This is a genomic window from Magnetospirillum fulvum MGU-K5, from assembly GCF_000442515.1.
Classification (GTDB): Bacteria; Pseudomonadota; Alphaproteobacteria; order Rhodospirillales; family Magnetospirillaceae; genus Phaeospirillum; species Phaeospirillum fulvum_B.
Map to the genome: position 1 here is coordinate 103,358 of NZ_AQPH01000003.1, position 7,774 is coordinate 111,131.

Here is a 7,774-nt window from a genome sequence, read left to right on the forward strand (position 1 = left end):
TCCCGGTCCTTGACTTCGACGGCACCGGTGTCTTAGCCTTTCCCCTTGTATGACCGGCGGATCCCCCGCCCGCGAACGACCGTGGCAAAACGACTTTTCATCAAAACTTTCGGCTGCCAGATGAACGTCTACGATTCCGCTCGCATGGCGGATGTCCTGGCGCCGCTGGGCTATGGCCCGACCGATCGGCCCGACGATGCCGACATGGTGATCCTTAACACCTGCCACATCCGTGAGAAGGCGGCCGAGAAAGTGTTCTCGGACCTGGGACGGCTGCGCAAGATCAAGGAGGCGCGTGCCGCCGAAGGCTTGCCGATGGTGCTGGCGGTGGCCGGCTGCGTCGCCCAGGCCGAGGGCGAGGAAGTGCTGCGCCGCGCCCCCTTCGTCGATATCGTGCTGGGGCCGCAGACCTATCACCGCCTGCCCGAGATGGTGGCCCAGGCGGCGCGGGCGGGCGGCGCGGTGCTCGACACCGAATTCCCCACCGAACCGAAATTCGATTTCCTGCCCGAGGCCCGTGCCGAGGGGACCAACGCTTTTCTGGCGATTCAGGAAGGGTGTGACCGGTTCTGCACCTTCTGTGTCGTGCCCTATACCCGGGGGGCGGAATATTCCCGCCCGGCGGCGGCGGTGCTGGCCGAGGCGGCGGCGCTGGCGGCGCAAGGGGTGCGCGAGATCACCGTGATCGGCCAGAACGTCAATGCCTGGCACGGCGAACCCGGCTGGGATCTGGGAACACTGCTGACCGCGCTGGCTAAAATCGACGGGATCGAGCGGCTGCGCTACACCACCTCGCATCCCCGCGACATGAGCGACTCGCTGATCGCCGTCCACCGCGATCTGCCCGAACTGATGCCGTTCCTCCATCTGCCGGTGCAGTCGGGATCGAACCGCATCCTCACCGCGATGAATCGTGGCCATGATCGCGACCAATATCGCCGTCTAGCCGACCGCCTGCGCGAGGCGCGGCCCGATCTGGCGCTGTCGTCGGATTTCATCGTCGGCTTCCCCGGCGAGACCGATGCCGATTTCGCCGACACCCTGGCCCTGGTGGCCGAGATCGGTTTCGTCCAGACCTATTCCTTCAAATACAGCCCGCGTCCGGGTACTCCTGCCGCCGCGATGGAGGGCCAGGTGCCCGAGCCGGTGAAAGAAGCGCGGCTGGCCGAGCTTCAGGCCCTGCTGTACCGCCAGACCGAGGCGTTCAACCAGGCCTGCGTTGGGCGTGAAATGACGGTTCTGCTCGATCGTCCCGGCCGGTATGCCGACCAGTTGCTGGGGCGCAGCCCCTATATGCAGCCGGTTCACGTCCGCGCCCCCGGCCAGCGGATCGGTGACGTGGTGCGGCTGCGCATCGCCGCCGTTCATCCCAACAGCCTGGAAGCGGTCCCGGCGTGAGCGAGCCTTCCCCGGGGATGACCGTAGAGGTCCGCGAGTTTCCCGACAATTCCCTGGCCCGGATGCTGTTCGGTCCGCATAACGAACATCTCAATCGAATCGAGGCGGGGATGGGGGTGGCGCTCAATCCGCTGGGCAATACCATCACCCTGACCGGCGGGGCCGGTCCGGTGGCCGAAACCGCCGAAGTGCTGGACGGGCTGTACGATCTGGCCCGTCGCCAGGGCTATGTCGAATCCGCCGATATCGACACCGCGATGCGGATGGTCGGCTCTGCCGCCGCCGGACCCGAGGCGGTGATCCGCACCCGCAAGCGGACGATCTCGGCGCGGACGCCGACCCAGGCCGACTATATCCGTGCGCTCGATCAGGTGCCGCTGACCTTTGGACTTGGCCCGGCCGGAACCGGCAAGACCTATCTGGCGGTGGCCAAGGCGGTGGCGATGATGAGCGCGGGCGAGGTTGACCGCATCATCCTGTCGCGTCCGGCGGTCGAGGCGGGGGAGCGGCTGGGTTTCCTCCCCGGCGATCTGAAGGACAAGGTCGATCCCTATCTCCGCCCGCTCTATGACGCGCTGTACGACATGCTGCCGGGCGATCTGGTGGCAAAGAAGCTGCTGGCTGGCGAGATCGAGGTCGCGCCGCTGGCCTTCATGCGCGGCCGCACCCTGTCTAACGCCTTCGTCATTCTCGACGAGGCCCAGAACACCACGCCGATGCAGATGAAGATGTTCCTGACCCGGATGGGCGAACATTCACGCATGGCGATTACCGGCGATCCGAGCCAGACCGACCTGCCGTCCGGCGTGCGCTCGGGCCTGACCGATGCCCTGTCCGTGCTGAATGGCATGGAGGGTGTCCGCTTCGTCCGTTTCACCGACCGCGACGTGGTGCGCCACGATCTGGTCTCCCGCATCGTCCGCGCCTATGACCGGGCCGGGCGAGCCGACAAGGAAAACGTCCCATCATGACCGCCCCCGTTGCCGAGATTGCCGTCAGCCTCGAGTGCCCAGCCTGGGCCGAGGCCTTGCCCGACGTCGAGGCGCGCGTGCAGAGCCTGGTTCTGCTGGCTCTGTCCGGTTCTCCCGACGACGTCCCCGAGGGGCCGCTGGAATTGTCGGTGGTGCTGGCCGACGACGAGACCGTGCGGGCGCTCAACCGCGACTGGCGCGGCAAGGATGCGCCCACCAACGTGCTGTCGTTTGCCGCCCTCGACGATGACGAGGCCCCCCTGGTCGAAGGCGCTCCGCTGCTGCTGGGCGACGTGATCCTGGCCTGGGAGACGGTCGCGGCCGAGGCGACGGAAAGCGGGCGTCCGCTGGCCGATCATTTTTCCCATCTGGTGATCCACGGAGTGCTCCATCTCCTCGGCTTCGACCATCAGGACGAGGACGAAGCCGCCGAAATGGAGGGGCTGGAAACCCGCCTGCTGGCCAGCCTGGGCATCTCCGATCCCTATCAGGACGAGGATGACCGGCGATGAACGACCCTGGTGGCAGTCCCAGCCAGCGCGAGTCCGAGGCCCGGGATTCGTTGCTGCGTTCGGTTCGGGGCTGGTTGGGTCTGAAGCGTCGGGCGCGGGGCGGGGAAACCGTCCGCGAGGCGCTGGAAGAACTGATCGAGGATCGTGAGGATTCCGAGAGTCCGATCGACGATCACGAGCGTCAGATGCTCGGCAATATTCTGCATCTGCGCGGTGTCACCGCCGCCGATGTCAAGGTTCCCCGCGCCGATATCGTCGCGGTTGAATCCCGCACCACCCAGGAAGAGTTGATCCGGCTGTTCATCGCCTGCGGCCATTCGCGGCTGCCGGTCTATCGCCGCACCCTCGATGACGTTATCGGCATGGTCCATATCAAGGACCTGCTGGAAATCCTGGGCCAGGGCAAGCCGTTCAGCCTGCCCCGGATGGTGCGCCGGGTCCAGTTCGTCGCCCCCAGTATGCGCGCCACCGACCTGTTGCTGGAAATGCGCCTGCGCCGCAATCACCTTGCCCTGGTGGTCGATGAATATGGCGGCATCGACGGGTTGGTGACGATCGAGGATCTGGTCGAACAGATCGTTGGCGAGATCGCCGACGAGCACGACCATATCGAAGATGCCGACATGATCGAACTGGCCGACGGCACGCTGGAAGCCGACGCCCGCACCGCGATCGAGGATTTCGAGGAGCGGATGGGCGAGGTTCTCACCGACGAGGAGCGCGAAGAGGTCGAGACCCTGGGTGGTCTGGTCTCGTTCGTCGCCGGGCGGGTGCCGGATCGCGGCGAATTGATCAATCACTCGGCCGGGCTCGAATTCGAGGTGATGGACGCCGATCCCCGCCGCGTCAAGCGGTTGCGGGTGCGGCGGATGCCGCTGGACCGCACCGCGTCGTCTCTGCCGGACTGACTTTTCCCCAAGGAAGCTATCGATGAACAAAGTCGCCCGCGTCTTTGCCGCCGCCCGCGTCCTGGCCGACCGTCTGGCCGCCCTGTCGGGTTGGCGGCGGCGGCTGACCCTGGTCGGGCTGGGGGCGCTGGGGGCGCTGGCCTTGCCGCCGCTGTCGCTGCTGCCGGTGTTGCTGCTGTCGCTGCCCGCTTTGGTCTGGCTGTTTGATGCCGCTCCCACCCGTCGGGCCGCCTTTGGCGTCGGCTGGTGGTGGGGCTGTGGCTGGTTCATCGTCGGGCTGTACTGGATTTCCTATGCCCTGCTGGTCGATGCCGCCAAATTCGGCTGGATGATTCCGTTCGCGGTGTTCGGCTTGTCCGGCCTGCTCGCTGTGTTCATGGGGGCCGCCACCCTGGCGGCGCGGCTGGTCGGCGCGCGCGGACCTGGGCGGGTTGCGGTGCTGGCCGCGCTGTGGACGCTGGCGGAATGGCTGCGCTCGTGGATGCTGACCGGCTTTCCGTGGAATTCGCTGGGATCGGTGTGGGATGTCAGCCTGCCGGTGCTGCAAGTGGGGGCGTTCGGCGGGCTGTGGGGATTAAGCCTGCTGACCGCGCTGGCGGCGATGGCTCCGGCGCTGCTGGCGGATCAGCCGTCATCCCGGCGGCTGGCCCTGGTCGGGTTGCTGACCGTTCTTCTGCCGCTGGCGGCGTGGGGCGGCGGCTCGCTCCGGCTGGCGCAGGTGCCGCCCGCCGAGACCGGGCTGACGCTCCGGGTGGTCCAGCCGCACATTCCCCAAGGCACCAAATGGATGGAAGGGCGGCGCGAGGGCCATCTGTTCGATGCGGTGACGCTGTCGCGGGGGACGTCGCTGGACGGTATCAAGGCGGTGATCTGGCCCGAGGCGGCGGCTCCGTTCTTCCTCAATCTTGACGATGCACACCGCGCCTATGCCGCGCTGGCGGCACCGCCCGATGGGCTGCTGCTGACCGGGGCGTTGCGGATCAGCCCGCGCGGCGAAGATCCGTTCCGCTTGTGGAACAGTCTGTACGCCATCGCCCCCGGCGGCCCGATCGTCGCTTTGTTCGACAAGGCCCATCTGGTGCCGTTTGGCGAGTACGTGCCGCTGCGCTGGCTGCTGCCGATTACCAAGATCACCAATGGCTCGACCGATTTCACCCCCGGACCGGGGCCGCGCACGCTGGACCTGCCCGGCCTGCCGCCGGTCGCACCGCTGATCTGCTATGAAGCGATCTTCCCCGGACAGGTGGTGGGACGCGACCAGCCCCGGCCGGACTGGATTTTGAATATCACCGACGACGGCTGGTTCGGCCTGTCGGCGGGGCCGTACCAGCATCTCGCCGCCGCCCGTCTGCGCGGGATCGAGGAAGGGTTGCCGCTGGTCCGCGCCGCCAATACCGGCATCTCGGCAGTGTTCGACCCGCTGGGCCGCGAGGTGGCGCGGTTGGGCTTGGGCGAGCGCGGCAGCTTCGACGTGGTTTTGCCCCGGCCGGTCGCGATCACGCCCTATGGACGCTGGGGCGATTCGCTGCCATTGGCGCTGGTTCTGGCCTGTTTTGCCGCCGGTCTGGCGTTCCGCAAAACCTCGCCTTAGGGTCGAATGGAGTCTGGGGGTTTTCCAGTCCCACCCGCAAGACGTGTTGACTTGTATCGGGCCTTCGCCCTAATCTGAGCGTCTTACGACCTTCATCCAGCGGGACTGACCATGGCTCCCCCCAAGCGCCGCGACGACACAACCGGCCAGCCCCAAGCGCCGCGCCGCAAGGCCAATCGGGGCCGTACCGAAGACGGCGATCCCAATCCGGTCGACATCCATGTCGGCGCACGGGTCCGCCTGCGCCGTACGTTGTTGGGGATGAGCCAGGAAAAACTGGGCTCGGCGATCGGTCTGACCTTTCAGCAGGTGCAGAAGTACGAACGGGGTGCCAATCGGATCGGCGCATCGCGGCTGTTCGATTTGTCGCAGGTGCTTGATGTCCCGGTGTCGTTTTTCTACGACGACATGCCCGAGGATATGGCCCAGGCCACGCCGGCGGAATATTCCAGCCGCGCCACCGGTCTGGCCGAAGAGCCAAGCGGGTTCGATTCCGATCTTCTCAGCCGTCAGGAGACGATGAACCTGATTCGCGCCTATTTCGCCATTCCCGATCCGCATGTGCGCAAGCGGGTCTATGAATTGGCGAAGGCGCTGGCCGCGACGGGTGAAAACCGGGACTAAGTCCGCCGTCGTGCCTGCGAGCCGTGCCGCTCCGACCGGTTTCGGGTCGGTTTGGCCGCCCTTTTTCGTCAAAATCCTCCTCTCCAGAGCGGCGGGCTGTGCTATACAGCGCAGAATCACGCCCCACTTTTGCCCATTTCGCCCCGGAGGTCCCTGACCCATGTCCGCTTCTCTTCCCATTCGTCGCGCCTTGATCTCGGTCTCGGACAAGACCGGGTTGATTGAGTTCGCCCGGTTCCTTGCCGATCGCGGCGTTGACATCCTGTCGACCGGCGGCTCGGCCAAGGCAATGCGCGACGCGGGGCTGAAGGTCACCGAGGTTGCCGATCACACCGGCTTTCCCGAGATGCTCGACGGGCGGGTCAAGACCCTGCACCCCAAGATTCACGGCGGCCTGCTCGGCATTCGCGGCAACGCGGCGCATGAGGCGGCGATGGCCGAGCATGAGATCGCCCCGATCGATCTGCTGGTGGTCAATCTCTATCCGTTCGAAGCGACGGTGGCGCGCGGGGCCGATTTCGAGACCTGTGTCGAGAACATCGATATCGGTGGTCCGGCGCTGATCCGAGGCGCGGCGAAGAACCATGACGGCGTGACCGTTCTGGTCGATGTCGAGGATTACGCGGCGGTGAAGGCCGAGATGGAGGCCAATAACGGCGCCACCACGCTGGAACTGCGCCGCCGCCTTGCCGCGACCGCTTATGCCCGGACCGGGGCCTATGACGCCGCGATCTCGCGCTGGTTCGCCAGCCAGGTCGGCGAGACCTTCCCCCGCCGCGTCGTCGTCGCGGGCGAGTTGCGCCAGGGCCTGCGTTATGGCGAAAACCCGCACCAGCAGGCGGCGTTCTATGTCGGCGGCGCGGCTCGTCCCGGCATCGCCACCGCCCGTCAGGTCCAGGGCAAGGAACTGAGCTACAACAATCTGAACGATACCGACGCCGCTTTTGAGCTGGCCGCCGAGTTCGACCGTCCCGCCGTCGCGATCATCAAGCACGCCAATCCCTGCGGCGTGTCGGTCGGCGACGATCTGGTCTCGGCCTATCGCGCGGCCCTGGCCTGTGATCCGGTGTCGGCGTTCGGCGGCATCGTCGCGGTCAACCGTCGCCTGGATGGGGCCACCGCCGCCGAGATCGCCCATTTGTTCACCGAAGTGGTGATCGCGCCCGAGGCCGATGACGAGGCCATCGCCGCCTTCGCTGCGAAGAAGAACCTGCGTCTGCTGCTGACCGGGGCGATGCCCGACCCGGCGGCGACCGGCTTCACCCTGCGCACCGTCGCCGGTGGCCAGTTGTTCCAGACCCGCGACAATGGCCGCATCGCCCTGACTGATCTGAAGGTCGTCACCAAGCGCGCGCCCAGCGACCGTGAATTGTCCGACCTGTTGTTCGCCTTCCGCGTCTGCAAGCACGTCAAGTCGAACGCAATCGTCTATGCCAAGGACGGCGCGACGGTGGGGATCGGGGCCGGTCAGATGAGCCGGGTCGATTCCTCGCGCATCGCCGCCTGGAAGGCGCGCGAAGCCGCCGAGGCGGCCGGTCTGTCCGAACCCGCGACGGTGGGATCGGTGGTGGCGTCCGACGCCTTCTTCCCCTTCGCCGATGGTCTGCTGGCGGCGGCGGCGGCGGGAGCGACGGCGGTGATCCAGCCGGGCGGCTCGGTCCGCGACGCCGAGGTGATCGCGGCGGCCGACGAAGCCGGTCTGGCGATGGTGTTCACCGGGATGCGCCACTTCCGCCACTAAAGGCGAAGAGGGGCGGCACATGCCGCCCC

At 66.8% G+C, this 7,774-nt stretch carries 7 protein-coding genes; all 7 read left to right on the forward strand.

All coding sequences use genetic code 11. From position 1 onward, the window contains the following. The first annotated feature begins 81 nt into the window (after positions 1–81). Positions 82–1,398 carry a tRNA (N6-isopentenyl adenosine(37)-C2)-methylthiotransferase MiaB gene (gene miaB, locus K678_RS01740; RefSeq protein WP_039851800.1) on the forward strand — a complete coding sequence of 439 codons (1,317 nt, stop codon included), beginning with the start codon at positions 82–84 and terminating at the stop codon, positions 1,396–1,398. Continuing rightward, positions 1,395–2,369, forward strand: a complete 975-nt coding sequence (locus K678_RS01745; RefSeq protein ID WP_081673138.1) for a PhoH family protein — start codon at positions 1,395–1,397, stop codon at positions 2,367–2,369. The genes miaB and K678_RS01745 overlap by 4 nt, the downstream gene beginning before the upstream one ends. Then, positions 2,366–2,881 (forward strand): rRNA maturation RNase YbeY, encoded by a 516-nt coding sequence (gene ybeY, locus K678_RS01750; RefSeq protein ID WP_021130739.1) that lies wholly within the window; start codon positions 2,366–2,368, stop codon positions 2,879–2,881. The genes K678_RS01745 and ybeY overlap by 4 nt, the downstream gene beginning before the upstream one ends. Further along, on the forward strand, positions 2,878–3,789 hold the full coding sequence (locus tag K678_RS01755; protein WP_021130740.1) for a hemolysin family protein: 912 nt from the start codon (positions 2,878–2,880) through the stop codon (positions 3,787–3,789). Before ybeY ends, K678_RS01755 begins: the two co-directional genes overlap by 4 nt. Positions 3,790–3,811: 22 nt before the next feature. Beyond that, positions 3,812–5,380 carry an apolipoprotein N-acyltransferase gene (gene lnt / locus K678_RS01760; protein WP_021130741.1) on the forward strand — a complete coding sequence of 523 codons (1,569 nt, stop codon included), beginning with the start codon at positions 3,812–3,814 and terminating at the stop codon, positions 5,378–5,380. Positions 5,381–5,491: 111 nt separating this feature from the next. Then, positions 5,492–6,004 (forward strand): helix-turn-helix domain-containing protein, encoded by a 513-nt coding sequence (locus K678_RS01765; protein ID WP_021130742.1) that lies wholly within the window; start codon positions 5,492–5,494, stop codon positions 6,002–6,004. Between the two features lie 160 nt (positions 6,005–6,164). Beyond that, on the forward strand, positions 6,165–7,745 hold the full coding sequence (gene purH, locus K678_RS01770; RefSeq protein WP_021130743.1) for a bifunctional phosphoribosylaminoimidazolecarboxamide formyltransferase/IMP cyclohydrolase: 1,581 nt from the start codon (positions 6,165–6,167) through the stop codon (positions 7,743–7,745). Positions 7,746–7,774 lie beyond the last annotated feature (29 nt).